The organism is Burkholderiales bacterium, assembly GCA_036262035.1.
In the GTDB taxonomy this organism is placed as follows: Bacteria; Pseudomonadota; Gammaproteobacteria; order Burkholderiales; family SG8-41; genus JAQGMV01.
Genome location: DATAJS010000023.1, coordinates 257,108 through 281,981 on the forward strand (window position 1 = coordinate 257,108; position 24,874 = coordinate 281,981).

At 68.3% G+C, this 24,874-nt stretch carries 23 protein-coding genes; 10 read left to right on the top strand and 13 right to left on the bottom strand.

Annotated features, from left to right (window positions below; all coding sequences use genetic code 11):
• Positions 1-88: 88 nt before the first annotated feature.
• Positions 89-1,294, bottom strand: coding sequence for a mechanosensitive ion channel family protein (locus VHP37_25025; protein ID HEX2829632.1), 1,206 nt, complete (start codon positions 1,292-1,294; stop codon positions 89-91).
• Positions 1,295-1,439: 145 nt separating this feature from the next.
• Between VHP37_25025 and VHP37_25030 the strand changes: the two genes are divergently transcribed.
• The 3 genes from VHP37_25030 to VHP37_25040 all read left to right on the top strand — a co-directional run bounded on the left by VHP37_25030 (position 1,440) and on the right by VHP37_25040 (position 2,986).
• Complete coding sequence (locus VHP37_25030; GenBank protein ID HEX2829633.1) at positions 1,440-1,646, top strand: hypothetical protein; 207 nt, start codon at positions 1,440-1,442, stop codon at positions 1,644-1,646.
• Positions 1,647-1,919: 273 nt separating this feature from the next.
• A complete protein-coding gene (locus VHP37_25035; protein ID HEX2829634.1) occupies positions 1,920-2,255 on the top strand; it encodes a hypothetical protein in 336 nt (111 codons plus the stop codon).
• A gap of 77 nt (positions 2,256-2,332) precedes the next feature.
• On the top strand, positions 2,333-2,986 hold the full coding sequence (locus VHP37_25040) for a L,D-transpeptidase (protein ID HEX2829635.1): 654 nt from the start codon (positions 2,333-2,335) through the stop codon (positions 2,984-2,986).
• 4 nt (positions 2,987-2,990) lie between these two features.
• Here the strand turns inward: VHP37_25040 and VHP37_25045 are convergent, their stop codons facing one another.
• Positions 2,991-4,022: a hypothetical protein gene (locus VHP37_25045; protein ID HEX2829636.1), complete on the bottom strand. Its 1,032-nt coding sequence runs from the start codon at positions 4,020-4,022 to the stop codon at positions 2,991-2,993.
• Positions 4,023-4,190: 168 nt separating this feature from the next.
• Here VHP37_25045 and VHP37_25050 point away from each other — a divergent pair, with 168 nt between their 5' ends.
• From VHP37_25050 to VHP37_25065, 4 genes are all read left to right on the top strand, one after another.
• Positions 4,191-5,648 carry a PLP-dependent aminotransferase family protein gene (locus tag VHP37_25050; GenBank protein HEX2829637.1) on the top strand — a complete coding sequence of 486 codons (1,458 nt, stop codon included), beginning with the start codon at positions 4,191-4,193 and terminating at the stop codon, positions 5,646-5,648.
• 46 nt (positions 5,649-5,694) lie between these two features.
• Positions 5,695-6,600: a LysR substrate-binding domain-containing protein gene (locus VHP37_25055; GenBank protein HEX2829638.1), complete on the top strand. Its 906-nt coding sequence runs from the start codon at positions 5,695-5,697 to the stop codon at positions 6,598-6,600.
• Between the two features lie 78 nt (positions 6,601-6,678).
• Positions 6,679-7,875 (top strand): YbfB/YjiJ family MFS transporter, encoded by a 1,197-nt coding sequence (locus tag VHP37_25060; GenBank protein ID HEX2829639.1) that lies wholly within the window; start codon positions 6,679-6,681, stop codon positions 7,873-7,875.
• Entirely contained in the window at positions 7,872-8,471 is a 600-nt protein-coding gene (locus tag VHP37_25065) for a glutathione S-transferase family protein (GenBank protein ID HEX2829640.1), read from the top strand. The genes VHP37_25060 and VHP37_25065 overlap by 4 nt, the downstream gene beginning before the upstream one ends.
• 4 nt (positions 8,472-8,475) lie before the next feature.
• Here the strand turns inward: VHP37_25065 and VHP37_25070 are convergent, their stop codons facing one another.
• The 7 genes from VHP37_25070 to VHP37_25100 form a co-directional block, all read right to left on the bottom strand.
• Complete coding sequence (locus tag VHP37_25070) at positions 8,476-9,066, bottom strand: YfiR family protein (protein ID HEX2829641.1); 591 nt, start codon at positions 9,064-9,066, stop codon at positions 8,476-8,478.
• A complete protein-coding gene (locus VHP37_25075; GenBank protein HEX2829642.1) occupies positions 9,063-10,979 on the bottom strand; it encodes a TonB-dependent receptor in 1,917 nt (638 codons plus the stop codon). The genes VHP37_25070 and VHP37_25075 overlap by 4 nt, the downstream gene beginning before the upstream one ends.
• A 2-nt stretch (positions 10,980-10,981) precedes the next feature.
• Entirely contained in the window at positions 10,982-11,422 is a 441-nt protein-coding gene (locus VHP37_25080) for a response regulator (protein ID HEX2829643.1), read from the bottom strand.
• The gene (locus VHP37_25085; protein HEX2829644.1) at positions 11,409-12,962 is read right to left on the bottom strand and encodes an ATP-binding protein; all 1,554 of its coding nucleotides are present in this window, start codon (positions 12,960-12,962) and stop codon (positions 11,409-11,411) included. Before VHP37_25085 ends, VHP37_25080 begins: the two co-directional genes overlap by 14 nt.
• Positions 12,941-15,538 carry an EAL domain-containing protein gene (locus tag VHP37_25090; protein HEX2829645.1) on the bottom strand — a complete coding sequence of 866 codons (2,598 nt, stop codon included), beginning with the start codon at positions 15,536-15,538 and terminating at the stop codon, positions 12,941-12,943. The genes VHP37_25085 and VHP37_25090 overlap by 22 nt, the downstream gene beginning before the upstream one ends.
• Positions 15,531-16,229: an AraC family transcriptional regulator gene (locus tag VHP37_25095; protein HEX2829646.1), complete on the bottom strand. Its 699-nt coding sequence runs from the start codon at positions 16,227-16,229 to the stop codon at positions 15,531-15,533. The genes VHP37_25090 and VHP37_25095 overlap by 8 nt, the downstream gene beginning before the upstream one ends.
• Positions 16,230-16,613: 384 nt before the next feature.
• Positions 16,614-17,339 carry a DUF6445 family protein gene (locus VHP37_25100; protein HEX2829647.1) on the bottom strand — a complete coding sequence of 242 codons (726 nt, stop codon included), beginning with the start codon at positions 17,337-17,339 and terminating at the stop codon, positions 16,614-16,616.
• A 125-nt stretch (positions 17,340-17,464) separates the two neighbouring features.
• Here VHP37_25100 and VHP37_25105 point away from each other — a divergent pair, with 125 nt between their 5' ends.
• Positions 17,465-18,424: a LysR substrate-binding domain-containing protein gene (locus VHP37_25105; GenBank protein HEX2829648.1), complete on the top strand. Its 960-nt coding sequence runs from the start codon at positions 17,465-17,467 to the stop codon at positions 18,422-18,424.
• Here VHP37_25105 and VHP37_25110 read toward each other — a convergent pair.
• Positions 18,407-19,471 (bottom strand): Cj0069 family protein, encoded by a 1,065-nt coding sequence (locus VHP37_25110; protein ID HEX2829649.1) that lies wholly within the window; start codon positions 19,469-19,471, stop codon positions 18,407-18,409. The genes VHP37_25105 and VHP37_25110 overlap by 18 nt on opposite strands.
• A 309-nt stretch (positions 19,472-19,780) precedes the next feature.
• On the opposite strand from VHP37_25110, the gene VHP37_25115 reads away from it, so the two are divergent.
• Complete coding sequence (locus VHP37_25115; GenBank protein HEX2829650.1) at positions 19,781-21,013, top strand: flavin-dependent oxidoreductase; 1,233 nt, start codon at positions 19,781-19,783, stop codon at positions 21,011-21,013.
• A 384-nt stretch (positions 21,014-21,397) separates the two neighbouring features.
• Here the strand turns inward: VHP37_25115 and VHP37_25120 are convergent, their stop codons facing one another.
• Positions 21,398-22,099, bottom strand: coding sequence for a class II aldolase/adducin family protein (locus VHP37_25120; GenBank protein ID HEX2829651.1), 702 nt, complete (start codon positions 22,097-22,099; stop codon positions 21,398-21,400).
• 26 nt (positions 22,100-22,125) lie between these two features.
• Here VHP37_25120 and VHP37_25125 point away from each other — a divergent pair, with 26 nt between their 5' ends.
• Positions 22,126-23,097: a tripartite tricarboxylate transporter substrate binding protein gene (locus tag VHP37_25125; GenBank protein HEX2829652.1), complete on the top strand. Its 972-nt coding sequence runs from the start codon at positions 22,126-22,128 to the stop codon at positions 23,095-23,097.
• Positions 23,098-23,483: 386 nt separating this feature from the next.
• Here VHP37_25125 and VHP37_25130 read toward each other — a convergent pair whose 3' ends face one another.
• On the bottom strand, positions 23,484-24,314 hold the full coding sequence (locus VHP37_25130; GenBank protein HEX2829653.1) for a TauD/TfdA family dioxygenase: 831 nt from the start codon (positions 24,312-24,314) through the stop codon (positions 23,484-23,486).
• A 326-nt stretch (positions 24,315-24,640) separates the two neighbouring features.
• Positions 24,641-24,874, bottom strand: a 234-nt coding sequence (locus tag VHP37_25135) for a transposase (protein HEX2829654.1), incomplete at its 5' end; no start/stop codon positions are given.

Consider the following 24,874-nt stretch of genomic DNA (forward strand, 5'->3'; position numbering starts at 1 on the left):
GCGCGGCGATGTTAGCGGCCGCGGCCGATGCAGGTCAATCACTTCATGCTCGAACGCCCACGATAACGGCATAAGAGCGCGACAAACCTCACGCGCCTTTGCCCGTCACGTCGGTCTGCGCCTGCGCGGGCGCGCGCGCATCGCCGGCGACCTGCACCTCGGGATGCGACGGCTTCTTGATCGCCGACGAATCCCCTTTGCCGGCGCGCACCGGCGGCGGCGCCGCCGCCGGATGAGCAGTGTCGTGCTCCGCGCGGTCGAGCTCGGCGCGCATGCGAGGCAGCGCGTCCGGATGCTCGCGCTGCAGGAAATCGATCAGCGCCTCGCGCACGCGGCAGCGCAGGTCCCACGCGAGCGACGCGTCGCCGGCGCTGACGAGCGCCCGTATCTGCACCGCGCGCTCGTTCGCTTCGGTCACCTGGATCATGCACACGCGCCGGTCCCATTCCGGCGCCGCCTCGCACACGCGCTCGAGCTCGGCGCGCAGCGGCGCGAGCGGCACGCGGTAGTCCACCCACAGGTACACGGTGCCGAGCAGTTGCGAGCCGGTTCGCGTCCAGTTCTGGAACGGGTGCTGGATGATCCACTCGAGCGGAACGACGAGACGCCGCTCGTCCCAGATCTTGACGACGACGTACGTCGCGGTGATCTCCTCGATGCGTCCCCACTCGTTCTCCATGATGACCACGTCGTCGAGGCGGATCGGTTGAGTGAGCGCGATCTGCAGCCCGGCGATGAGGTTGCCGAAGACCGGCCGCGCGGCGATACCGCCGACCACACCCACGACGCCCGCGGAGGCGAGCAGGCTCGCGCCCACCTGACGCATGCCCGGCAACGTCATCAGCAGCGCGGCGCCGCCGACGATCAGCACGAAGAACTTGACCGTGCGGGTGAGCACGCGCGTCTGCGTCTGGATGCGGCGCGCCTGCAGGTTGTCGGTCACCGTCGCCGGGTGCAACCGCACGATCGCCTCCCCGACCGCGCCGACGGCGCGCAGCGCCATCCACGTCAGCGCAGCGATGAGCGTCATCGTGACCGCGCGCTCGGCGAGCGCACGCGCAGGCAGGTCCTCGGGCGCGCCGCTCAACACGAGCACGAACGCGAGGAGCGGCGCCGCCAGCCGGGCGGGCGCCGCCGTGAACTCGACGACCGTGCTCGCGATCACGCTGAAGCGCGCGATGCGCCGGAGCACTGCGTAAGCGATATGCTGGGCCGCGACGGCGACCACGGCGCCGACCGTCCCGAGGATCGCGACGGTCAGCCACGGATACGTGTAATCGAGCAAATCTTTCAAAACTCCAGACCTCCTTACGGTACGCGCAGACAAAATCGTGCGACCCAGCAATAATCGATCCGCGGTTCGCGCGCGCGTAAGATTCGCAAGCCCGGCACGGTCCCACGATCACGAGCGCGCACAGGCCGCGCATACGGGGACACGCATGAAAAACGAACAGGGGACCGCAAATCCGGTGCGCTGGTACTTCTACCGGCAGGAATCAGGCGCGTGGTACTGGGACGCCGTCGCGGCCAACGGCGCCATCCTGGCGCGCTCGAGCGACGGATTCCAGACGCGCCCGCAGTCGGTGCAGGACGCGAGAGCGCACGGCTATACCGGCATCGCGCAGTCGCAGTGCGTCACCTCCTGACAACCGCTCGTCCGAGGTGAGGCGGCGCAGCGAGCGAGGACGGGAATCCATCGCAGGACGATCGGCGTCCCCATCCATGCACCGTACACCATGGTGTGCACCGTTACGGGAAACGAACGGCGCATCCGGCACCGCCGTTGCAGCGTCGGGCGACGCGCTCCAGGCATCGACGCCGCTCCGTCCTCGCGCAAGCCGCTCATCGCGCCGAAGGCACGGCATTTGCGGGTCGCGCCGCTGCGGGACTCGACCCGCGAGATGACGGAGGGTAGTTCAATGAATGCGTATCTGAAAGCAGGGGCGCTCGCGGCATCGATCGTCGGCGCGGCGCTCGCCATGAGCGCGTGCAGCAGCGGCCGCGACACCTCGCGGCAGGACATGGCAGGCATGCACTCGAGCAGCTCGAGCCAGGCGGCGACGCGCAGCGAAGCCACGCCCAGCGCGCCGGCGAACCGGTCGGAGTCGATGCCCGCACAAACCGCACGGGCCGATACCACTACGGCGCGTCCTTCGACCGCCCGGGAGTCGACGCCGCCGTCGAGGCCCGAGACGAGCGCGACGGGCACCGCCGGCACGATGGACCAGCCGGCCCCGCGGCAGTCGCGCGGCTGACGAGCCCATCCCGGTAGCGCCCGCATCGACCGCCGCCGCGGATACGGCGGCGCCGCGGCGGGCGCGCTCCGATGCGGATGAAGCGTCTTTACGCCGTCACGGTGAGCGCTGCGCTCGCCGCAGCGGTCTTCGCGCCGCGCGCGCTGCACGACAGCGGCATCCACGTCGTAGCGGTTCCGCCGCGCGCGCAGTTCGGCGAGCTCGCGGCGAGCGACGACACGCGCGACATCGCCGACCGGATCGTCCGCACCGCCGACAACGGCGGCCTGCCTTTCTTCGTCATCGACAAGCGCGCAGCCGCGATCTACGTGTTCGATGCCGCAGGCCGCGCGCGCGCCAGCGCGCCGGTCCTGCTCGGCATGGCGCTCGGCGACCGATTCGCGCCCGGCGTCGCCGACAAGGACATGTACCAGACTCAACCGTCGGAGCGCATCACCCCCGCCGGCCGCTTCCTGGCGCAGCCCGGCATCAACGACCAGGGCCAGGACGTCGTCTGGATCCAGTACGACGCGGGCATCGCGATGCATGCGGTGCTCGATACGCCCGGCCAGCGCCGCCGCGAACGCCTCGCGACCGCGACGCCCGACGACAACCGTGTCTCGTACGGCTGCGTCAACCTGCCCACTGACTTCTATCGCGACGTGGTGCGGCCTCTGTTCGACAGCACGCGAGCGGTCGTGTACGTGCTGCCCGACAGCGAGAGCCCGCTCGCTCTCTTCGCTCGTAATTGAGCGTTCACCGCAGCGGCCGCCGTGCAATCGACGCATCGGCGGCGAGCGGACCGATCGCCGCGGGCATCGCGACGAGCCGGAACGGCATGAGCGGCGCAGCCGGGCCGCCGAGATCCTTGTGGCGGTCGAGCTGCGAGCTCGTCGCCACGACGTAGCCCCTGATCGGCGCGATGCCGATCGGGCTTTCGAGCGCCTGCGCGCGCGTCACGGCGACCGCGTGACCGGCCTCGAGCGACGGCTGCAGCACGAGGCCGTACAGCGCGTTCGATGTCATCGAGGTGAAATAGAATTCGTGCGGCGCGTCGCCGCGCTGCGTGTGGGACAGCGGCGACGCCGCGACGGCGCGCAGTGCGCAGATGCCGCGCAGGCTCGAAACATCCTTCACCTCGATGCGACGAGCCTTGCCCGTCAGCGGGTCGACGCGCCAGAGCGTTCCGGTCTCTGCGCTGCCGGCGAGGAGCGCGTGAGGCCCCGGCACGACCGCGAGCGCCGAGATCCGGCCGATCTCACCACGCTGGTCGCTATGAAGCCTGAGCTCGGTCCTCACCAGCGCCTCGGTCGCGCCGTCCTCGTAAATCGCGTGCAGCGTAGGCTCGCGGCCATCGGCGACGTACACCGTCCCGGTGAACGGGCTGAACGTCATGTCCGGCAGGCAGCCCGTCCGCGTGACCTGCGCACCGTGCGGAAGACCGATGCTCAGCAACAGCTTGCGCGACCTGAGCGCATACACGTAGACGCGATCGGTATCGAGCACCCACAGCCGGTCGCGCACGCCGTCGACGCTGATGCGCAGCGCGCGCCTGCGGCCGTCCTGCGCCGCGCTCGACGGCAGATACGGACGATCGTCGAGGATGCCGTTATCCGACATGCGCGCAACCGCCCCGTGCTCGTAGCTGCCGACGAGGAAGCTGCGATCGTCGCTCCAGTGATCGATCGCGACCGGGAAGAAGCTCGCGTCGGCTATGGTCCAGCGGTCGGGGCCGTCGCATGCGGCGAGCAGACCCAGCATCGCGGCGGCGAGCGCGACTCTTCTCATGGCGTTCCTTCGTATCGAATGAGCTCGATCGATCGTAAGGAAGCGGCGCGGGTCGCAACAGCCGCACCTGGCTGAAACTGACGCCGTCACAGTTGGCGCGCCGGCGAAACTGTGATGGTCCCGGACGCGCGCAACTGTTACTTTGCGAGGCTGGCGCGGAGCGGCACTATGCAAGACATGGAAAGCGGTCAGAACGCCGTGCTGTACGAAGCGGTCGCATCGGACATCACCTCGCTCATCGAGTCGGGGACGCTGGGCGCGGGCGCGCGCGTGCCCTCGGTGCGCCGCATGAGCCGGCAGCGGCGCGTCAGCGTCTCGACCGTGGTGCAGGCGTATCGCGTGCTCGAGGATCGCGGGCTCATCGAAGCGCGTCCGCAGTCGGGCTATTACGTGCGCGCGAGACACCAGCCGCTGCGCGAGCCCGCGCTGTCGGCGCCGCCACGCGCGCCGCAACTGGTGGGTGTGCACGCGCTGGTCAGCCGAGTGCTGGACGCGGCGGAAGACCCGGACGTCGTCCTGCTCGGCACCGCCCTTCCCCAACCGGAGCTGGTGCCGACGGCGCGCCTGCGGCGACTCCTGAACGACGCCGCCCGCCGCTGGCCGGATGCGATATCCACCTACGGACTGCCGCCCGGCCGCGAAGAGCTGCGCAAGCAGATCGCTGCGCGCTCGTTCGACAGCGGCGCCAGGCTCGCGCCGGACGAGATCATCGTGACGAACGGCTGCGTCGAAGCGGTCAACCTGTGCCTGCGCGCAGTGGCGCAGCCCGGCGAGGTCATCGCGCTGGAGTCGCCGACCTACTTCGGGCTGCTGCAGATCATCGAGAGCCTCGGCATGAAGGCGCTCGAGATCCCGACCTCACCGCGCGGCGGCATCTCGCTGGAAGCGCTGGAGCTCGCGATCGAGCGCCAGCGCGTCAAGGCGTGCCTGCTGATGCCGTCGGTCAGCAATCCGCTCGGCAGCACGATGTCCGACGCGGCGAAAGTCCGGCTCGTGAAGATGCTCGACGCCCGCGGCGTGCCGCTCATCGAGGATGCGGTGTACAGCACCCTGCACTTCGGCCCGTCGCCGCCGCGCGCGGCGAAAGCGTACGATCGCACCGGCAACGTGCTGCTCTGCTCGTCGTTCACCAAGACGCTCGCCCCGGGCTTTCGCGTGGGCTGGGTGGCGCCGGGACGCTATTACGAGCAGACGCGGATGCTGAAGTTCATCAGCTCGGTGGGCGTGTCCGATCTGCTGCAGGTCGCGATCGCCGCGTTCCTCGAGAACGGCGGTTACGATCGCCTGCTGCGCCGTCTGCGCAAGACCTATCAGGCGCAGGTGGCGCTGTTCAGCGCGGCGGTCGGCCGCTACTTTCCCGCGGGCACCAAAGTGACGCGGCCGACCGGCGGTTACGTGCTGTGGGTGGAGATGCCGCCGGCGGTGGACGCGCTGGCGCTCTACGAGCTCGCGATGGCCGAGCGCATCAGCCTCGCACCCGGCGCGATGTTCTCCGCCTCCGACCGCTACCGGCATTGCATCCGGCTCAACTGCGGCATCCCGTGGTCCGCGCACACCGAAGCGCTGCTCGAGCGGGTCGGTGCGCTGGCGACGCAGTGCATGGCGGCGAAGACGGGCAGCCGGTGACGGGCGGCCACTGGACGGCGCGCTGCGAGCCGCGAGACTATCGGTCATGGATTTCGCTCTCCTTCAGGTCTTCAAGGCGGTGGCGGACGAAGGCACGATCACCGGCGCGGCGCGCAAGCTGCACCGCGTGCCGTCCAACGTCACCACACGCCTGAAGCAGCTCGAAGCCACGCTCGGCAAGCCGCTGTTCGATCGCGAGCGCGGGCGGCTCACGCTGTCGGCCGAAGGGCGTGTCTTTCTCGGTTACGTCGAGCAACTGCTGCGCACGTTCGACGAGGCCAGGGCGGCCATCACGGCGAGCGCGCCGGGCGGCGTGCTCAAGCTCGGCACCCTCGAGAGCACCGCGGCGAGCCGGCTGCCGCCGCTCCTCGCGTCGTATCACCGCAACTATCCGGATGTGCGCATCGAGCTCACCACCGGCACCGCGGGCGCGCTGACGGACGACGTGCTGAGCCGCAAAGTCGATGCCGCTTTCATCGCCGACTGCGCGGCTTCGCCCGAGCTCGAGCTGGTTCCGGCGTTCGAGGAAGAGCTCGTGCTCATCGCGCCGCAGTCGCATCCGGCGATCCGCGGCGCGCGCGACGTTCGCACTTCGACGATCATCGCTTTTCCGACCGGCTGCGCGTATCGCCGGCGCCTGCAGGGCTGGCTCGCCGCAGACGGGGTGATCCCCGAGCGCGTCCTCGAGCTGAGCTCGTATCACGCGATCGTCGCGTGCGTCGCTTCGGGCACCGGCATCGCGCTGACCCCGCGCGCGGTGCTCGAGACGATCACCGGGACCGAGCACGTCGCGGTCTATCCGCTCGCTTCCAGGAGCCGCGCGGTCACCTCGCTGGTGTGGCGCAAAGGCGAGGACTCGCTCGCGCTGCGCGCGCTGCAGGTCGAGCTCGCATCGCGCGCGCAAGGAGCGAGTCGCCCGCACGGGCGCAAGCTTCGAGTGGTCGGAGGCTAGCGCCCTTTCTCGAATCCAGAACGAACCGTTCTCGATTATTCAATTTCAGTACGGGGCGAGGCTCAATAAGCTTCGCTCATGGTTCGTACTCTGCAGTCGACCTCAGCCGCCGGGCGCCCGATCTCCGCGATCGGCGCCGCCGTCACCGGCTGTGCAGCGCTCGCGGTCGCGCAAGGGGTCGGCCGCTTCGCCTTCACGCCGATACTTCCGATGATGCAGGCCGACGCCGGCGTATCGGTCGTCACCGGCGGCTGGCTCGCGGCAGCGAACTATCTCGGCTATCTCGTCGGCGCGCTCGCCGCGGCGCGCGTCCACATGCGGGCCGCGGCCGCGGTGCGCGCCGCCCTCGCGCTCGTCGTACTGGCGACGCTCGCCATGGGCGTCGTCGACGGTCTCGCGAGCTGGCTCGCGCTGCGCTTCGCGGCGGGCGTGGCGAGCGCATGGATCATGGTGTTCGGCTGCGCGTGGGCGCTGCAGCAGCTCGCGAAGGCCGGAGCGCCGCTCCTGGGCGGCGTCGTCTTCGCCGGCGTGGGTGCCGGCATCACGGCCGTCGGCGTGGGCGTGGCGGCGCTGCATGCGAGCGCTTCTTCGGGCGAGACATGGCTCGCGATCGGCGCAGCGTCGCTCGCGGCGAGCGCCGCGATCTGGATGCCGTTGAGCGCCGGCCGCGCGGCGCCGGCGCCGTCGCGCGCGCGCACTGCCGCAGCCAAGACCGGACGGCACGGTCTCATCCTCGCGTACGGGCTCGCGGGCTTCGGCTACATCGTGCCCGCGACGTTTCTGCCGACGATGGCGCGGCAGGCGATCGCCGATGCGTCGCTGTTCGTGTGGTCGTGGCCGGTGTTCGGCGCCGCGGCGATGATCTCGACGCTGCTCGCCGCCGCGCTGACGCGCGCGCTCGGCACCCGGCGCGTCTGGGCGCTCGCTCAGGCCGCCATGGGCGTCGGCGTCGCCCTTCCGCTCATCCTGCACGGCACCGCCGGCGTCATGCTCTCCGCAGCGATGGTCGGCGGCACGTTCATGGTCACGACGATGGCCGGCATCCAGGTCGCGCGCGAAACCGGCGGCGACGAAGCCACGCAGCTGATCGCGGCGATGACCGCGGCCTTCGCGCTCGGTCAGCTCGCCGGGCCGGTGGTCGTCAGCAGCGTCGCCGCCGTGGCCGAACCGTTCCCGGTCGCGATTCCGCTCGCGAGCGCGCTGCTCTTCCTCGGCGCCGTGCTCGTCAACGCGTCGCCCGCGCCGCAAACCGCTTCCCAGGGAGCGCACTCATGAAGCTGTATCTCAACAAGGCATCGCCGTACGCGCGGCTCGTCCTCGTCGTCGCGCACGAGAAATCGCTGAGCGACAGGATCGAGCTCGTCTGGACCGATCCGTGGCAATCGCGCGACGAGCTGTTGAACGTCAACCCGTTCTCCAAGGTGCCGGCGCTCGTCGTCGGCGAGGAGACCCTGATCGAAAGCGGCTGTATCTGCGATTACCTCGACAGCGTCGGCGGCGGACGCAGCCTGCTGCCGTCGGCCGGAACCGGGCCGCGCGCGGCGCTCGTGAAGTGCGGCTGGGGCCGCGCGTTGATCGACGCGGCCTTCGGCACCGTCATCGAGCGCCGGTTCGCCGCAGCCGGAAGCCGATCCGAGCTCGGCGAACGCTGGCTGGCCGCGACGAAGCGCGCGCTCCCTGTTCTGGAAATCGAGGCAGGCCGGCTCGAAAGCGCTGCGCCGGATCTCGGCGATCTCGCGATCGCGGTCGGGTTGTCGTACATCGACTTCCGCCTGCCGGAAATCGAATGGCGCGCGGGGCATGCGCGACTGGCGACGTGGTTCGAAGCGCTGTCGGCGCGGCCCTCGATGCGGCAGACCGCGCCGGAGTAGCGCGCTACCGCACGCTTACGGCCGAGACTCTCGCCAGCACCGCAGGCGGTCCCAGCATGCCGCGGTGCACCCGCGCCGCGATCGCGAGCAGGCGCGAGCTCAGGGTCAGCCCCGCCCGCTCGGCGGAATCGAGCGCGATCTCGAAGCGGACCCGCCGGTCCGCGATGATGAAGTTGATCATCGAGCCGTGGTCCATCGCGTCCGCGCTCTCGGTGACGATGAGGATCGGCCGCTTGCCCGCGCTCGCGGCGAGCGATTCGATGCGGTCCTTCGCGTCGTTGCCGATGAAGAGCATGTGCGCGTGCGCGAGGTCCTCGGCACTCTTCAACTGCCGCACGACCGTGGGCCTGCCCTGCGCGCCGCGCTCGGCGAGCTGCTGCACGAGCGCCGCATACATCGCGTCCGACCCGGCGACGGCGATGGTGAGCGTGCCCCCCGAAGGGGGGAGCGCATCCTGCGGCCACTGCACGAACTGACCGAAGCGCAGCAGGAACGCCGCCTTGACGCGGCTCTCCTCGTGCGCCTGCTGGGCGCGCGCAGGCGCGGAGAGCACCGTCACGGCGGCCAGGACGAGCGCGGCGAGCGCGATCCTCATCGGCGCACCGTGAGATTGATGAACGCGCTGCGGCGATACTCGCTGCGCAGCGGCGGCGTGCCGAACTCGGGGTGCGCCGAATCGAGCAGGTTTTGCAGCGTCAGCGAGACCTCGAGCCCCGGCGCGAGGTGGAAGCCCCAGCGCGCGTCCACCGCGGTATAGGCCGGCACGACCATGCCTGCGGCCTGCAGAGGCAGCGAGCCCACCCGCCGCACCATGACGTCGAGCTCGTGGCCGCCGTCGAGGTTCAGCGACGAGCGCAGCATCCACTGATGATCGGGATCGTTGCCGAGCGCGATCGGGCCCGTGGGGTCGGGGCTTCCGGGCACCGCGCCCAGATGCTGGCGCAGGCTCGACCAGCCGGCGGTCACGCGCCAGCGTGCGGTGGGCTGTACCGCGGCCCACGCCTCGACGCCGTTGGCGAAGCCTTCGATGTCGTTCTGGATGAACGCGGGTGCCGGCATGCCGCTGCGCAGCTTCTCGTACTGATGGCGGAACGCGGTGATCGAGTACGAGAGCACGGGGGCGGGCTGCGCGCGATAGCCGATCTCCGCGACCTTCGCCACTTCCGACTGGAAATTCGGACCGCCGCGAATGATCGCCAGGTTGAGCGGCGTGAATACGAACGTGAAATCGCGGTCGAGCCGTGCCGGCGCCCGCACCGCGCGCGAGAGCGCGCCCCACAGCAGACGGTTGTCCGCAGGTTTCCACGCGATGCGCGCGCTCGGCAGGTATTCCCACCCGGTGTAGACGTTGCTCTCGGCCTTGACGCCCAGCGTGAGCTCGACGTTGCGCGCGAGCGCGATCTCGTCCTGCACGAAGACGTTCTTCCAGGCGAGCGTGCGGCCCTGCGGTACGAAGACGATCGCGAGCGGAGGCAACGTCGGCGGGAGATCGTCGCGCGCGTGGCGATAGCCCCCGCCCCAAAGGATGCGATGGCGGCCGAGCGTGAAGCGATGCTGGGCTTCCACGTCGAAGACGTCGGCGCTGCCCTGGAAACCGATGCGGTCGACGCGCTCGCTGCGGTCGTAATAGGTCTGGACCGAGAGATCCGAGCCCGCGCCGAGCTTGCGCGTCCACGCGCCGAGCAGGTTCATGCCCGAGACCTCGAGGCTGCCGCCCACGGCGCGCGCGTCGGTCTTGCCGCTGTACGCATCGCCCTGCAGCCTGAAGCTGTTGTCGCCGGCGCTCCAGTCGGCGCGGAAGCCGACCTGGTTGCGATGCAGGCCGTCGAGCGCGGACGTGCCGTTCTCCAGCGTCGTGCTGTCCAGTCCCACGGTCTTGCCGTAGATGCGGTAGGCGCCGGATGCGCCGGATGCGCCGAACGTGCCGCCGTAGCGCATCGCCGCGCGATAGTCGCGAGTGCCCGCCCCCGCCGCGAGCAGCGTGCCGGTGGTCGTCTGCGCCGAGCGCGTGATGACGTTGATGACGCCGTTGACCGCGTTCGCGCCCCACAGCGTCGCGCCGGGACCGCTGATGACCTCGATGCGCTCGACGTCTTCGAGCATCACGTCCTGCTGGTCCCAGAACACGCCGGAGAAGAGCGGGGTGTACACCGTCCTGCCGTCGATGAGCACGAGCAGCTTGTTGCCCAGCGCGTTGTTGAAGCCGCGCGCGCTGATCGCATACGTGCCGGCGCCCGTGCGTGCGACCTGGAGGTTCGGCGCGAGCCGCAGGGCCTCGGGCAGCGTGCGCGCGCCCGAGCGGCGGACGTCCTCGCCGGTGATGACGTAGACCGAGGCGGCGGCGTCCGACAGGCGCTCGTCGTGGCGGGACACCGACGTGATGACGACGTTGGACAGCTCCTCGAGGCTGAGATCGGAAAGCCGCGCCTCGGCGCCCGCCGCATGCGGCGGCGCGAGCACCAGCGCACCCAGCGCGAGCGCGGCGGTTGCAAAGCGGAAGCGGCGCACGCTCAATCCGCGCTGCGGTTGATCGCGAGCCAGTAGAAGCCGGCCTGGCGCGTCACTTCCGCGAAGGTATTGAAGTCGAGCGGCTTCACGATGTAGCTGTTGACGCCCAGATCGTACGTCCGGGCGAGGTCGGTCTCCTCCTGCGACGAGGTCATCACGACGACCGGGATGCGCTTCAGGCGCTCGTCACCCTTGATCGCCTGCAGCACCTCGATGCCCGAGACCTTGGGCATCTTCAGGTCGAGGAGCACGAGGCGCGGCGGCACGTCGCTGCGCTCGGTGTAGCGGCCGGTGCGAAAGAGGTACTCGAGCGCCTCCTCGCCGTCGCGCACCCACGTGATCGTGTTGGCGACGCGGTCGCCTTTCAGCGCGGCGATGCCGAGCTCCGCATCCAGCGGGTTGTCCTCGACGAGCAGGATCTCGACGTCCTCAAACTGTTCCATCGGCTTCTTTCGGTAGCGTGAAGTAGAACGTGGCCCCTTTGTCCGGCTCGCCTTCCGCCCAGACGCGCCCGCCGTGGCGCGTGACGATGCGGTGCACGAGCGCAAGGCCCACGCCGGTGCCGGGGAAATCCTCCGCGTGGTGCAGGCGCTGGAAAACGCCGAACAGCTTCTGGCCGTACTTCGGATCGAAGCCCGCGCCGTTGTCCCTGACGAAATAGGTGTACTCGCGGTCGTCGCTGATCGCGCTCACCTCGATTCTCGGGTGCTCGCGCTTCGACGAGAACTTCATCGCGTTGGACAGCAGGTTGATCCAGACCTGCGCGAGCAGGCTGCGGTCGCCGATCGCCTTCGGCAGCATGCCGAGATGAAGCTCGGGCTCCGCGCCGCCGCTGCTGCGCAGCGCCTCGAAGTTGATGCGCACCAGCTCTTCCATGTCGACCGCGGCTTTCTGCACCGACTGCCGGCCCAGCCGCGAGAACGCGAGCAGATCGTCGATGAGCGCGCCCATGCGTGCAGCCTCGCTCCTCACGATGCCGAGCTTGCGCTGTCCTTCGGCGTCGAGGTGCGCGGCATGGCTCTCCGCGAGCATCTTCGAGAATCCCGCGATCGCGCGCACCGGCGCGCGCAGGTCGTGCGAGACCGAATAGCTGAAGCTCTCGAGCTCCTTGTTCGCCGCCTCGAGCTGCTGCGTGCGCTGCCCCACGCGCTCTTCCAGCTCGGCGTTCAGCCGGCTCAACGCCTCCTCGGCCTGCTCGAGCGTGCGGTTCGACTGCTCGAGCGCCGAGGTGCGGCGCTCGATCTCCGCGAGCATGTCGTTGAACGCGTCGGCGAGATAGCCGAGCTCGTCATCCCTTTCCTTGGGCGCGCGCAGCGAGAAGTCGCGCGTCTCGACGACCTGCCGCGCCACGTCGCGCACCGCCATCAAAGGCGCCGAGATCGAGCGCTGCAGCCACGCGGACACCGCGAGCGCGAGCAGCATCGCGCCCGCCAGCACCACGACCGCGACGAGCGCGTAGCTCGCCACGTGCGACAACGCGCCGTAATCGGCGCGCAGATACACCGTGCCGAGGATCTCGCCGTCGCTGACGACGCGCTTCCACAGGACGAGCTCGCCGTCCTGCACGCGGTTGCCGTCGGCCTCGGGCAGTGGCGGGAAACCGGTCGCGCTGGCGGGCGATCTCGCGTAAGTCGCAAAGAGCACGCCTTTGGTGTTGTACAGCGCGCCCGCGCTGATACCGGGGCGGGTCTTGAGCAGTGAAAGGTTCTCGGTGGCCGCCATCGGATCGTCGAAACCGAGCGCGGCCACGCTCGCCCTGCCGACGATCTGCGCCTGGGTTTCGGCGTCCGCGACCAGCGCGGCGTGGTACGAGCGCAGGTCGAGAAGCAGCAGCGCGACGCAGGCCGCCATGAGCGCGACACCGGCCGTCGCCATCACCACGAGCACGATGCGGCGCCGGATCGACAAGCGTTCTTCCGCCGGCGCGCGGTTCGCGGCGGCGCGCGCGAGCGGCTCCGCGCTCACCGCGCGGATGCGAAACATTCGTCCCAGGGCACCGGGCGGCCGAACGCGTAGCCCTGCACCTCGTCGCACTGCAGCAGGCGTAACAGGCGCGCCTGCTCGTCGGTCTCGACGCCTTCGGCGATGACGCGCATGCGCAGCGCGTGCGCGAGCGAGATGATCGAGGAGATGATCGTCGTGCTCTCGGGCCGGTCGATCATCGTCGTGACAAACGAGCGGTCGATCTTGAGCGCGTCGGCGGGAAGCTGCGCGAGGTAGGCGAGCGAGGAGTAACCGGTGCCGAAGTCATCGATGGCGAGATTGATGCCGAGCTGCTTCAACGCCCGCAGCTTCCAGATGTTCCCCTCGATGTCCTCCATCAGCATGCTCTCGGTGATCTCGAGGTCGAGACCGTGCGGCAGCGAGCCGCCGCCGAGCGCGTCCTTCACCACTTCGACGAACTCGGGACGGCGAAGCTGGATCGCCGAGACATTCACCGCCACGCGCGGTGTCGGCAGGCCCTGCCGCGTCCGGTGGCGCCAGTCGTCGAGCGCGCGCCGGATCGCCCACATGCCCACGTCGAGGATGAGGCCGGTCTCCTCGAGCAGCCCGATGAACTGTCCCGGCGGCACGAGCCCGCTCTCCGGATCGTTCCAGCGGATCAGCGCTTCCAGGCCCTTGAGCCCGCCGCTCGCGACGTCGATCTTCGGCTGGTAATGGAGCACGAACTCGTCGCGGTCGAGCGCGCGACGCAGCCTGCTTTCGAGCGTGAGCTTCTCGGCGACCTTCGCGTTCATCGCCGCCTCGTAGAACGCATACGGGTCGGCGCGCACCTTCGCCTGCTTCAGCGCCGCCTCGGCGTTCGCGATCAGCGTATCGGCGTCCGCTCCGTCGGCGGGATACAGGGCGATGCCTGCCGTCACCGCGATCAGCAGCTCGGTGCCGCTGAGCAGGATGGGCTCGGCGAGCGCGCTCCTCGCCTCCTCCATCCACTGGGCGATCACGGACGCGCGGCTGACCTTGGTCACGAACCCGGCGAAGCCGTCGGCCGACAGCCGCGCCATGTGCTCCACGCGCGGCCACGCGGCCGCGAGCTTGTCCGCGATGATGCGCAGGAGCTCGTCGCCGGCGGCGCGGCCGAAGGTGTTGTTGATGACGCGAAAGCGCTTGATGTCCCAGACGATCACCGCCACCGGGGAGGCGTCGGGCTCGGCGGCGTCGAGCGCGTACTGGAGCTGCTCGCAGAGCCTCTCCCGGTTGGCGAGCCCGGTCACCGGATCGTGCTGCGCGAGATACGTGAGCCTGCGCTCGTTCTCGATGTACTCCAGCGCGAACGCCACGTCGGTCGCGAGCTGCATCAGCAGCCGGACTTCCTCGGCGTTGAACGCGTGCGCTTCCTTCGAGTACAGGCAGAACGTGGCGGTCACGCGGCCGCCGACGACGAGCGGCAGCGCGATGAGCGACCGGAAGCCGCGCCGCGCCGCTTCCCTGCGCCGCTCGCTCCTGCCGTCGAGCTCGGCCACGATGTCGTTGCACATCGCCGGCTGCCGGGTGTCGAGCATCGACTGCACCACGCCGCCCGCCTGCGGCGTGCCGAAGATGACGAGGCCGCTCGCCGCCATGTCCTCGTCCCGCGCCAGGCCCGCGCTCGCGAGCGGCGTGACGACGCCCGTCGTCTCGTCCACGCTGCCGATCCACGCCAGCCCGAAACCGCCGTGCTCCTTGGCGATGCGGCACGCCTCGGCGAGGAGCTCGCGCGTGTCGCGCAGGCGCACGATCGCGGAGTTGATGCCGCCGAGCACCGCGTGTATGCGCGAGAGCCGCGCGATCTTCTCTTCCTGCAGCGTGCGCTCGGTGACGTCGACGGCGATCGTGCCCACCAGCGGCGTGCCGGCATCGCGCGACGGAATCGGGAAATGGTGCGACAGCCACCAGCGCGCTTCGGCTTCGCCGTCGCCGCCGCTGCGCGTGACGTGCACGACGGGCGCGCTCGTGCGCAGCACCTCGCGGTAGGCGCTCATGAGCTCGGCCGCTTCTCGCGCCGGCAGCTCGTCGCAGTGGCGGCCGATCGCGTCGGCCGCCCTGACGCCGAAGGTCTGCTCCCACACTTCGTTCACGTAGGTATAGCGGCCGTCCGCATCGCAGATCGAGGCGTTGCCGGGCAGGTGCTCCATGAAGGAGCGAAAGCGCGCTTCGCTCTCGCGCAACGCTTCCTGCGCGAGGGTCGCGGCGCGCTTGGCGCGCGCTTCCTCGAGCGCGCGCTGCACCACCGGCGGGAGCCGCTCGAGCCTGTCCTTCAGCACGTAGTCGGTCGCACCCGCCCGCAGCGCCGCCACCGCACGCTCCTCTCCGATCGTTCCGGAGACGAAGATGAACGGCACGTCCGGCGCGTGCAGCCGCGTGAGCTCCAGCGCGGCGAAGCCGTCGAGGTCGGTGGGCATGCTGAAATCGGAGAGGACGACGTCCGGCTTGGCGTCCTGCAGCGCGGTGATGAGCGCGGCGCGCGTGCAGACGCGCTCCGAGCTGAAGTCGAGACCGCTGCGGCGCAGCTCGTGCGCGCACAGCTCGGCGTCGAGCGCCTGGTCCTCGATGAACAGGATCAGGAGCTCGTCAGCCACGGCGCACCCCGCTCGCATAGGCGACAGGCGTGATTCCGTACGTCTTGCGGAAATGCCGCGTGAAGTGGCTCTGGTCCGAGAAGCCGGTATCCGCCGCGGCCTGCTGCACCGGCACGCCGTCCGCGAGCAGCGCCTTCGCGCGCGCCAGCCGCACGTGCAGCAGATACGTGCGCGGGGTCACGCCGAACTCCGCGGCGAAGATGCGCGTGAGATGAAAGCGCGTGACGCCCGCCACCGTCGCGACATCTTCGAGCGTGAGCTGCTGCTGATAGCTCTCCTCGATGTAATCGCGCGCGCGCCACACGCTCGCGCGCAGCGCCGCCGCGGCCTGCATGCCGCGGCGTTCCACGCAGCGCATGAACAACATCCGCAGCATCTCCGCGAGCACCACGCGCGCGCGCAGCGTCGCGCCGGGATCGCGCACGTTCGCGCCGAGCTCGGCCACCTTGGAGCACAGTGCGTGGTCCGCGATCTGTGCGCTCCGCCACGTGACGGGACGGCGCGACACGCCGAAGCCGTCTGCGAACTGCTCCATCAGCCGCGCGGAGATCAGGACCGACGTGAGGGTTTGCGGCGCCGCCACCGCGGTCATGACGGTGAGATCGCCCGGACCGGCGAGGCACACGTCGCCGGACTTGGCGACGCAGCGATCACGGCCCCGGCGCCACGCGAGGCGCGCCGAATCGACCACCGCCGTAACGGTGTACGTATCGTGGAACCGGCGCCATAGCTGAGGGGAGCTTTCGATGTTTTCGCTCTCTACGCCGACAATCTCGGGATCGCGATCGAATCGGACGATCCCTCTACCAACTCCTGAAACTGCCACTCATTGATCCTTCGAATTATTTTTAGTCGTTATTGAAGGCCGATGATTGATAGCCCGCGGCGAACGCTATTGGCTAGAACGTTTGTGCGGTTTGCGCAGCACTCTGCGCCAATGTAGGGTAAGCCCGGACATGCATCGGCGTCTGTCGATTATTTATCAAACAGGCGCACGCCCGCGCGCGCGGATGCCGTAGGGATTTATCGACGGCGCTGTCGTCGCCGCCCGACAGTCGAGGCTGCTATCGGATCGTCACGCGACCATCCAGAAAACCAGCGTGAGGCGGGGGAAGTCGAAGAACGAATCTTCCGGATGCCAGGCGGCATGGAAGTATTGTGCGGGAAAGATCACCATGCGACCGGTCGCCATCGAGATCGCGCCGAGCTTTTCCCAGTACGCATCCGCATCGGGCGGCCAGTACTCGCCTTCCTTGCTGCCCTTGAGGCGCTCGTCGGCATCGACGACCTTTTGAAAACGCTCGTCCGCGGTCAGCGACTGCGTTTTCCTGAACCTGAAGAACGCGGTCCCGCCGGAGCATTCGTCGGGGCTGTTCAGGTACACCATGCAGGTAAAGGTCCGCTGGCCCGGAGTCATCACGTCGTGATGAGGGACCGCATAGTTCGCGGGTCGCACGCCGATCTGCATGAACCAGTTGACGTCGATGCTGTTCAACTGCGGTTCCACCGATACGCCGTACGCGCGCTCGATCGCGTGTTGGGCGAGCGCGATGATTCCCACCGGCGGAAACACCGGAAAGCGCAATCGACAATCGTAATAGTCGACGAAGTTGCGCCCGCCTTCGAGCAGCCTCCAGTTCGTCGCGGGCGCCTTGCCGACGGTCTCGCGCACGGCTTGCGGATCCTGCAGCACGTCTTCGATGGTGAGCACCGGCACCTCGCCCACCATCGTGCCTTGCGGCGGCGCCAGTGTCAGGTTGAGTCGGAACAGCTCGTCGAAGATGAATGGCTTCACTTCCACCCGCACTTCCCTGCCGCACAACCGCATCGCGGCAGATCGTGTCCGTACGAAAAGATGCGCGAGCGTAGGGAGCGCACATCGCCGTGTCCAATGCTTTTTGTTCCATCGATTGATACGCAATAAGCATGGTCGTCGAGACACTTTCGAGACGTCGGCGACCTAGGCTCGGCACGAGCCCGTTCTCCCCGGAAGGCATGACATTTCTCAGGCTTCGCTACTTCATCGCGGTCGCCGAAGAGCTTCATTTCGGCCGCGCCGCAAAGCGCTTGATGGTCACTCAACCGTCGCTGAGCCGCCAGATCACACTGCTCGAAGAAGAGATCGGCGTTCCGCTGCTCGTGCGCGACACGCGCCGCGTCGCCCTGACGAGCGCCGGCCGCGAATATCTCGAGCAGGTGCGCGAGATCCTGCGGGGCGTGAACAACGCGGCCGAATCAGCGCGGCGCGCGGAGCGCGGTGAATCGGGCCGGCTGAGCGTTGCGTTCTACTACATCGCGGGGCTCGGCATCCTGCCGCCGGTGCTGCGCGAGTTCAGGCTGCGCCATCCGAACGTGTCGCTCGAATTGCGCGAGCTGCCGAGCCGATGGCAGGTCGCGGAAGTGCTCAAAGGCACGATCGACGTCGGCATCGTTCACGAGCCGTCGACAGTGAAAGCCCTGTCGGTCGAACCGATCGAGCGCGAAGCCATGGTCGCCGTCCTGCCCTCGACTCACGCTCTGGCGAAGAAGCCGACGCTGCGGCTGCCCGACCTGCAGGCCGAGACCTTCATCATGTTCCCGCGCACCGACAGCTCCGGTCTGCACGACCGCATCATCGCCTCCTGCAACGCGGCGGGTTTCTCCCCCAACGTGGTGAACGGCGCGAAGATGATCGTCACCGTGATCGGCATGGTGGCCGCGCGCATGGGCATCGCGATCCTGCCCGGAGTGTGCGCGAAGATCCGTCATCCCGACGTGGTGTTTCGCAAGATCCTGCCGGCCATCGAGATTCAGACCGGCGTGATCTGGAACGGCCACGCCGAGCGTCAGAATCCGCTGACGCAGTCCTTCATCGAGGTCTGCCGCGCGTCATCGGGCGCGGGGTAGCGATCGCGCGCCTTCCACCGCCGCACGGGCCAGCGGAACGATCGCCGATTCCGGGAACGGCGATACGCTGCTCGCGTTGATCTCGCACAGCACGTAGGTGTCGGCGCCGGACGCGGTCTTCGGCCCGAGCAGAAAATCGCAATCCCACAACGCGGGCAGCGCGTGGGTCTCGATGCCGAAGCGCCGCTGCATCGCCGGCACCCACTCCTCTTCGAGCTGCCGCCTGAGCGACTGCCAGGCCGGCAAAGTCGGCGGGTGATAGGTTCGGGGGGTGGGTCGAGGCGCGGTCTCCACCGACGCGCCGGGCGGCGGCGGGTACAGCGCGTTGATCGACTGGAGTCCGTATCCTTCGACGCGGCCGTGCACGAGATAGCAGCGGACCATGCCCTCGGTCAGCCGCGCCTGGTAGGCCTGGTCGATCAGGCCGCCGCCGTTGTCGAAGTACGCCTCGCAGCGCCTCACGAGATCATCGACGGTCATGCGCTCCTCGACGCCGCCGCGCTCGGCCGCCCGCACGCGAACGGCGGTCGCGCTGTCGCCGTCGCGCTCGACCTTCCACACGCCGATGCCGCCGTTGCCGCGAAGCTGCTTCAACACGCGCGCGCCGCCGGCGAGGCGCGCGGGCAGCGCCTCCCGCATCTCGCCCGCGCTGCGGTACAGATGGGTATCGGAGCCCCACCCGAGATCGCGCGTCGTGTGGAGGACTTCTTTGGTCCCGAGCCTGGCGATGACGTCGGGATGGCCGCTGACGAACACGCCCGCGGCGGCGACTTCGCGCAGCATCGCGTCGAGCACCGAACGGTCGCGCCCGTCCTGCAGCGGATTCACCCAGACCAGCACGGCGTCCACGCTCATGAGCTGCTCGCGCACCGCGTCGGCGAACGTTTCGTCGAAGACCGCTCGTTCGGCGTGCGCGCCCAGATCGGCGAGCGCGCGAAAGAGCGGCACGAAGCGGCTGTCCTCCGGAGCGGACCTGCGCCGCGCTTCGCCATCTCCCCGGTCGAGTATCGCGACACGGACCGGACGATCGTCGGGTGCGATGCTCATGATGAGCCTCCACTGAAGATCACGCGACTCTCGATCGGCTTGACCGACAGGCGGGCGGCGAGCCAGGGACGGCAGTGTATGGGGGTCAGGTGATAACGCATCGCAGCCTCCTCCCGCGAGGGATCGGAGCAGCGCTTGGACGGTCATCGCCTTTCGGGACCGGGTGTCTGCGATGGACCCGGCTAGGCTGGGCGCCTACGCATCAACGTTATAACGCCGGTGTGACAATGTCAACACACGCCTGGCGGCGCTTTCCAAAGGCCCCGGGACCCGCGACATTAACGGCTTCTGCCGACAGGGAGAGTCGACATGGAAGTCGCGGTCATCGGCGCAGGCATCGGGGGCCTCACGCTCGGCCTCATGCTCCATCGTGCGGGCATCCCCTGCCGCATCTACGAGACCGCCCGGGAATTGAAGCCGATCGGCGTCGGCATCAACATCCTGCCGCACGCCTCGCGCGAGCTGTGCGAGCTCGGGCTCGAGGAAGCCCTGACGCGGCTGTGCGTGATCACCCGCGAGTTCCGTTACTTCAACCGCTTCGGCCAGTACATCTACAGCGAGCCGGCCGGCCGTTTCGGCGGCTACCAATACCCGCAGTTCTCGATACACCGCGGCGACTTGCAGCGGGCGCTGCTCGAAGCGTTCGTCGCGCGCGCCGGCGCGGACCGCGTCGTGCTCGGACGGCGCTGCACGCACGTCGACGCCGAGGCCGGCGTCGCGCACTTCGAAGACGCCGCGACGGGCGCGCCGCTCGCGCCGGTGCAGGCGCGTGCCGTGGTGAGCTGCGAAGGCATTCACTCCGCCGTGCGCCAGCAGCTCTATCCGGACGAAGGCGAGCCCAGGTATTCGGGCATCAACATGTGGCGCGGCGTGACGCGCTGGACGCCGATCCTCACCGGCGCGAGCATGTGCCGCATCGGCTGGCACAAGCCCGCCAAGCTCCTGCTCTACCCCATACGCAACAACGTCGATGCCGACGGTCATCAGCTCGTCAACTGGGTCGTCGACATCGAGACGCCCGAATACCAGAAGAACGACTGGAACCGGCCGGGCAGGCTCGAAGACTTCATCGGCGCGCTCGCCGACTGGCATTTCGACTGGCTCGACGTGCCGCGCTTCCTGTCGAGCGCCGACACCATTCTCGAATACCCGATGGTCGACCGGGACCCGCTGCCGCGCTGGAGCTTCGGGCGCCTCACGCTGCTCGGCGATGCGGCACATCCGATGTACCCGCGCGGCGCGAACGGCGCGGCGCAGGCGATCCTCGATGCGCGCTGCCTGAGCGATGCGCTGGCGACGCACGACGATCCGATCGAAGCGCTGAAAGTCTACGAAGCCGAGCGCCTGCCGAAGACGAGCGAGGTCGTGCTCGCCAACCGCCGCGCGCCGCCCGACAGGATCCTGCAGGAAGTCTACCGGCGCACCGGCGACAAGCCGTTCGGCAACATCGACGAGGTCATCAGCCGCGAAGAGGTCGCCGCGCTGTCCGAGAGCTACAAGCGCATCGCGGGGTTCGACCAGGAGACGCTGCGGACGCGGTGAACGATCGTCATTCCCGAACGGCGGCAGCCGGAGTTGTCGGGAATCCATTGTCAGACCTTGCGAGCCGAAATGGATTCCCGCTTTCGCGGGAATGACGGTGGGTCGTCATTCCCGAACGGCGGCAGCCGGAGCTGTCGGGAATCCATTCAGACCTTGCGAGTCGAAGTGGATTTCCGCTTTCGCGGGAATGACGGTGGGTCGTCATTCCCGACCGGCGATAGCCGGAGCTGTCGGGAATCCATTGTCAGGGCTTGCGAGCCGAAATGGATTCCCGCGTTCGCGGGAATGACAGTGGGTCGTCATTCCCGAACGGCGATAGCCGGGGCTATCGGGAATCCATTGTCAGGGCTTGCAAGTCGAAATGGATACGGTCTTCGTCGACCGCTACCGTTGCGCTCGCTGCTTCCACAACGCCCACGGCCGCTCGAGCACGTCGTCGTTGGTCGCGGCGGCGTTCGCGGCCTCGGCTGCGTTGAGGAACGTGATCTCGCCCATGCGCGAAGCAGTCGCCTGAAGGTTCGCGTTGAGCTCGGCGTAGATCGCGCGATACACGACCTGTTTGATCGACGTGCCCACGGCGACCGACCCGTGGCCGCGCATGAGCGCGTAGGCCGCGCTTCCGAGCGTCGTCGCCAGCGCCGCACCGAGGCCGCGCGTGCGTATGAGCATGTCGGTGTTCGGCCCGCCCGCGTCGCGGATCTCGAACGTCGGCACGTTCATGCCGAGAAAGCCGCTCATGTGGTAGAGGGGCTTGAGCGCCGCGCCGGTGACCGTATAGGGAATGATCGAGGGCGAATGGCTGTGGACGATCGCCTGCACGTCGGGACGCACGCGGTAGATCTCGCCGTGGATGAAGCGCTCGAGATACGGCCGGCGTCCCTGCGCGTCGATCGGCTCGCCGTCGAGATCGTGCTCCATGATGTCGCCGTGCCCGACCACCGCCGGCGCGAGGCTGCGCGACAAGAGGAAGCGATCGGGACGATCGGGATGGCGCACGCTGATATGGCCGAAGCCGTCGACGACGCCTTCGTTGCAGAGGATGTGGTTCGCGACGACGAGGTCGTCGACCAGCTCGTCCGTGTCCATGCGGCTATTATATGAACGCGATGGCGATGTCACGCATACGGCTCGTCCTGCTGCCGCTGCTCGCGATGTGGGCGCCGCTCGCGTGCGCGCAAGGCTACCCGGCGAGACCGGTGCGCGCGATCGTGTCCTACCCCGCGGGCGGACTGCCGGACACCATGGCGAGAGTCGCCTTCCATCGCGTGTCCGAGACGCTCGGCCAGACGTTCGTCGTCGACAATCGGCCGGGCGCCGGCGGCATTACGGCCTGTGAGCTCGTCGCGAACGGCGCGCCGGACGGCTATACGCTGCTCGTCGCGGATACGCCGCAAACCGCCGTCAATCTCGCGCTGTATGCGAAGCTGCCGTACGACACGCTGCGCGATTTCGCGCCGGTCGCCATCATCGGCACCTCCACGCAGTTCCTCGTCGCGAGCGCAGCGCTGCCCGCCTCGTCCCTGACCGAGCTGATCGCGCTCGCGCGCGCGAAACCGGGGCAGCTTCGGTTCGGCTCGTCCGGCGTCGGCAGCCTCCAGCACCTCGGGCTCGAAGCGCTCAAATCGGGCCTTGCGCTCGACATCGTGCACGTGCCGTACAAAGGCACCGCGCAGGCGGTTCCCGCCATGCTGGCGGGCGAGGTCACGCTCGTGTTCTCCGCGTTTCCTTCGATCCTTCAGTTCGTCAAGGCAGGACGCGTGCGATTGCTCGCGGTGAACACGCTGAAGCGCTCGCCCTACGCGCCCGACGTGCCGACCGTCGCCGAGGTGACGGGGCTGCGCGATTTCGATTACCCGCCGGTGATCGGCGTGCTCGCGCCGTCGCGAACGCCTCCGCCGTTGGTCACACGCGTATCGCGCGCGATCTCGGCGGCCGTGCAGCACGCGGAGGTGCGCAGCCGCTTCAATACGCTCGGCATCGATCCGGTCGGGAGCACGCCCGAAGCGTACGCGCGGCAGATCGGCGAGGACATCGTCAAGTACGCGAAGGTGGTGAAAGCCGCCGGCGTGCGGGTGGATCAGTAACGCCCTCCGTTCGTCCTGAGCGTAGCGGTAGCGAAGTCGAAGGACCGCCTTTCCAAACTTTCGCCTCATCCCCACGCCCGTCGCCGCATCCCCCACACCCTTCCCGCCCTCCTCGCGCCGCTGCCTGCGCTACCGCTGCGGCATCGGAACCCTGCGACGCCCGACAAGGACGGCGCTGCGAACCGACGCGACGCCGTCGCGTCGTCCTGGACCAGTGCGCGGAAGCGCACGCGATCCAGGATCCATTTTGATTTTTCGACAGTCCTCGCGAAACCCCGTCCTTGCCGTGCGTCGCAGGGCGCTCGTCTGGATTGGGCGGGCAGGGTATGGGGGATACGGCGACACTCCCGATCGGCTAGTGCTGCCAGCGGCCAGGAGCGGCCTACCTAAAAGGGCTTCGTGCCGGCGATCGTCACGCGATGTCCGTAGCGCTTCTGCGGATAGTAATCCCACATCGCCAGGTGCATGGCGCAGCGGTTGTCCCAGCAGGCGATCGAATTGGGCTGCCATTTGAAACGGCACTTGAAATCGTCTCGCTCCGAATGCCGGTAGAGCATCTCCAGCAGCGCATCGCTTTCCAGGCGTGACATGCCGACGATGTGCGACGTGAAATTGCGATTGACGAATAGCGCCTTCCGTCCGGTAACCGGGTGGGTGCGCACTACCGGATGCTCGGCGCAGGGTGGTGCTTCGGTCAGCGTTTTGCCTTGCCGGATCCGAAACACCTTGTCTCCGTCATGCACCGCTGTCAGACCGTCGATCATGCTGCGTACCGGGGCCGACAGGGTCTCGTATGCCCGGTACATGCTGGCGAACAGAGTGTCTCCGCCGCCATTCTCGGGAATCTTGTGCAGATACAGGATCGAGCCCATGGGCGGAATCGGGTTGCAGGTGACGTCGGAATGCCAGACCTCGCCCGCTACGTACTTCGAATTCTCGTCCGCCTTGATCTCGATGATCTCGGGGTGTCCTTCCATGCGCGTGGTCGGGTGGATGTCCAGATCGCCGAATCGACGTCCGAAGGCCTTGTGCTGCTCGATGCTCAGATGCTGGTCGCGAAAAAAGATGACCAAATGATGCATCCACGCAGTGTGTATCTCGTCGAACTGCTGGTCGGTCAGCGGTTGCCTCAGGTCCACACCGAGGATCTCCGCACCGATGGTCGGGGTGAGCGGCCTGACCTGGATGGTCTGGAACTTGGGTCCGTCGTCGGGCATCGTCGTCCTCCTGCGGTGAGCGCCTCGTCCTTAGTCCTTGGATGATCGGCGGAACGCGGGCCTACCACAAGAGGCGATCAGGAAAGCTTCGTAAGCTGCCGTTGCGGCGATTGGCCAGTGCGGAACTCATGACGGGGAGTGACGCCGGGCAGCAAACGGCCAACTCCGGACGGTCAAGGTCGCTTTCGGCAATGACTGCTCCTCGGCCAGTGCGGCCATTGCACCGTGGCGTCGTTCCGGTCTGCAATGAATTGGTTAGCTGCCCTTCAGTCGTAAATCGATTCGAACGGCAGCTTTGACCTGCCCAGGGATCTTCGGACCAATCGCTACTTTAGAACGGCGCCCTGGTTGATGAACTGGTGTTGCTGCTTGAACTCGATCGGCGTGAGGTAGTCGAGGCTCGAATGCGGCCGGACTGCATTGTAGTGCCGACGCCACGTTTCAACGATGACCTTCGCTTCGCGTCGACTGCGGAACCACTCGACACTCAGGCATTCGTCGCGGAATCGGCCATTGAAGCTCTCATCCATGCCGTTCTGCCACGGTTTGCCGGGATCGAT

Coding starts and splice junctions, on each gene's coding strand:
- VHP37_25110 (HEX2829649.1), bottom strand. CDS start 19,471: ATGAGCATCGCACCCGACGATCGTCCGGTCCGTGTCGCGATACTCGAC.
- VHP37_25070 (HEX2829641.1), bottom strand. CDS start 9,066: ATGAGGATCGCGCTCGCCGCGCTCGTCCTGGCCGCCGTGACGGTGCTC.
- VHP37_25065 (HEX2829640.1), top strand. CDS start 7,872: ATGAAGCTGTATCTCAACAAGGCATCGCCGTACGCGCGGCTCGTCCTC.
- VHP37_25040 (HEX2829635.1), top strand. CDS start 2,333: ATGAAGCGTCTTTACGCCGTCACGGTGAGCGCTGCGCTCGCCGCAGCG.
- VHP37_25050 (HEX2829637.1), top strand. CDS start 4,191: ATGCAAGACATGGAAAGCGGTCAGAACGCCGTGCTGTACGAAGCGGTC.
- VHP37_25115 (HEX2829650.1), top strand. CDS start 19,781: ATGGAAGTCGCGGTCATCGGCGCAGGCATCGGGGGCCTCACGCTCGGC.
- VHP37_25030 (HEX2829633.1), top strand. CDS start 1,440: ATGAAAAACGAACAGGGGACCGCAAATCCGGTGCGCTGGTACTTCTAC.
- VHP37_25035 (HEX2829634.1), top strand. CDS start 1,920: ATGAATGCGTATCTGAAAGCAGGGGCGCTCGCGGCATCGATCGTCGGC.
- VHP37_25060 (HEX2829639.1), top strand. CDS start 6,679: ATGGTTCGTACTCTGCAGTCGACCTCAGCCGCCGGGCGCCCGATCTCC.
- VHP37_25045 (HEX2829636.1), bottom strand. CDS start 4,022: ATGAGAAGAGTCGCGCTCGCCGCCGCGATGCTGGGTCTGCTCGCCGCA.
- VHP37_25125 (HEX2829652.1), top strand. CDS start 22,126: ATGTCACGCATACGGCTCGTCCTGCTGCCGCTGCTCGCGATGTGGGCG.
- VHP37_25120 (HEX2829651.1), bottom strand. CDS start 22,099: ATGGACACGGACGAGCTGGTCGACGACCTCGTCGTCGCGAACCACATC.
- VHP37_25055 (HEX2829638.1), top strand. CDS start 5,695: ATGGATTTCGCTCTCCTTCAGGTCTTCAAGGCGGTGGCGGACGAAGGC.
- VHP37_25080 (HEX2829643.1), bottom strand. CDS start 11,422: ATGGAACAGTTTGAGGACGTCGAGATCCTGCTCGTCGAGGACAACCCG.
- VHP37_25105 (HEX2829648.1), top strand. CDS start 17,465: ATGGTCGTCGAGACACTTTCGAGACGTCGGCGACCTAGGCTCGGCACG.
- VHP37_25130 (HEX2829653.1), bottom strand. CDS start 24,314: ATGCCCGACGACGGACCCAAGTTCCAGACCATCCAGGTCAGGCCGCTC.
- VHP37_25085 (HEX2829644.1), bottom strand. CDS start 12,962: ATGTTTCGCATCCGCGCGGTGAGCGCGGAGCCGCTCGCGCGCGCCGCC.